2 protein-coding genes and 1 pseudogene are annotated in these 2,047 nt (G+C 61.2%); 2 read left to right on the top strand and 1 reads right to left on the bottom strand.

The features are described 5' to 3' along the window. The coding region (locus tag AB1609_22375) for a hypothetical protein (protein MEW6049180.1) at positions 1 to 563 on the top strand (563 nt) is incomplete at its 5' end. A 128-nt stretch (positions 564 to 691) separates the two neighbouring features. Further along, the gene (locus tag AB1609_22370; protein MEW6049179.1) at positions 692 to 883 is read left to right on the top strand and encodes a hypothetical protein; all 192 of its coding nucleotides are present in this window, start codon (positions 692 to 694) and stop codon (positions 881 to 883) included. 29 nt (positions 884 to 912) lie between these two features. Here AB1609_22370 and AB1609_22365 read toward each other — a convergent pair. After that, positions 913 to 1,278, bottom strand: a pseudogene (locus tag AB1609_22365) (AAA family ATPase). Positions 1,279 to 2,047: the final 769 nt, after the last annotated feature.

The raw sequence follows: 2,047 nt of genomic DNA, 5'->3' as shown, positions 1-2,047 counted from the left end.
TATCGCATCAAACTGTCCCCCTCCTAAGGAGGCCCACAACGTGTTCCGTGATCTGGCGCCCGGTGTGGTTCTTGCTGCGCCTCTGGTTGGGGTACCAGTGGCTGGAAGCAGGGCTCCACAAGATAGTTGACCCCAAGTGGGTGGTGACAGGAGAGGCCATCCGTGGCTACTGGATGAGGGCTGCTGGCCTGTTGCCTGACTCCAAATCCCTCATCAAGTACAGCTGGTACGAAGCGTTCATCCGCTGGCTGGTTCAGTCCGGACAGCACGTATGGTTCGCCAAACTGGTGGCCATAGGTGAACTCGTTGTGGGGAGGGTCCTTGCTGCGCTTGCCCATCCGGACAGAGAATACATGATCTGGCAGGAATGGAAGGAGGGGTATGCGCGTTTGGTCGAGAATCGGCTACGCCGCTTGTGGAATCTTCCGGAAAACCACGCGGGTGGGGTACCGCCGTTCTCGCGCGTCTCCTTCTACGAATCCGGATCACTCTATATTGCTTACCAAAACGCTGGTGACGTGCCACGCGATCTGGTGGCTTTGTTCGAAGGCTTAAAACATTGAGTGCAGCGCAGCCCAGCGGCAACTGGCTGGGCAGCCCGATATCACCGATCCCAAGCCAGTCCCCACGGTCAAGGTGTGCCGTCTCACGCTTTTGTGACCGACTTGTCTCGGATTGAGATAACTTTTTCGTGACGAGAGCACACGTGGTTGACCCGCCTGGGGATGCCACGGGCGAACCGGAAGATCTCTTCGATGGTCTCCGGGGCGAAGAGGGGCGACGGGCGGCCGGCCACTTCAGGCGGTGGGCGATGTACTCCCTGGTTTCTGGGGCGGTGAGCCCCCGCATGTGGTACCGCACCGTGAGCCGCTGGGTGATGTGATCGTAGCAGGAGAGCCAGAGCCTGTCCCGCAGGGGGGTCTGGCCCTCGAGGAGAAGCACCGTGGGATAGGCGCTGTCCATGTCGAAGTTGGTGAGCAGTCTCAGTTCCTGCAGGGTGGCCTCCGGCAGCAGGTGGGGGTCGTCGATCACCACCACCGGAGTCTTGCCCTGCTCGAATACCGACCACGGGGTTGCGGCGAGCTGGTTCACTGTGTCCGACTTGCGGCAGCGGGGCTTCACGCCCAGGGTCAGGAGGAGATGGCGGTACAGGCCCCGGGCGGGGAGCAGGGGGTTGGGCAGGTAGAGCCAGCGGGACCTGAGGGGATCCAGGGCGGCGCACAGGGTTCGCGGGCAGGTGGACCTGCCCGAGCCCACGTCCCAGGTGAGCAGGGCCATGCCCCTCTGCATGACGGCCCACTTCAGCAGGGCGAGCGGTCCAGGTGGTCCTGGGAAGGGAAGAGTTGCTCATTGGGGCACTACCGGCGGGGATTCTGGCAGACAGAGTGGGAGCCTTCTCAATCACGGTGGTCGGCTACATGCTAATGGGTTTGTCCCGGCTGATCTATCCTTTTGCTCCAAGCCTCCCTCTTGTTTACCTCGCAAGTTTTGTGGGCGCTGCAGGGAACTGCCTCGGCTCAAATGCGCCCGTATTCGCAGTACGGCTATTGGGTGACCGCAGTCTGGAGTGGCGGCATGCTAGTTTTCGGCGGCCGTGGAGACGGGAAGTCTGATTGGCATGACGCTTGGCGGGGGTTACCTGGTTTGAGGTGGGTCCTGTGGCTGCATTCCTGATCTCGTCACTCGGACCTGCTTGGGCGATGACTTGTTACTGTGTCGCCCGGCTTCGCTACCGATTTCAGTCCTCGGAATGATGGACCAGTTGTGGAGGCAGAACGCTGCCGAGGAGGTTGATTCCATGACCTGGAAAACTTGCGAGTGCAAACCGCGGTCCAGGGGGCATTGAGGGCCTACCGCCTTCAATTTCAACGATTTCTGGGGTAAGGCCGTTTGCTTGACAGCAGGAACCAAATGCCAGCGTGCAAAAGCCGGGTAGTCCTGAACGTCGTGGATTTCCGAACGGACCCTGGCTCGTTCTTTGGGCTTGATCAGAAAGGGGCGGGGTCATCCCCGCCCCCGCGAGGGCTCGTCCCCGTCCCCTCGCTAG

The sequence above is a fragment of the Bacillota bacterium genome (genome assembly GCA_040754675.1).
Classification (GTDB): domain Bacteria; phylum Bacillota; class Limnochordia; order Limnochordales; family Geochordaceae; genus Geochorda.
Note: the sequence above shows the minus strand (reverse complement) of the source record. Positions and strands in the feature narration are given on the sequence as shown.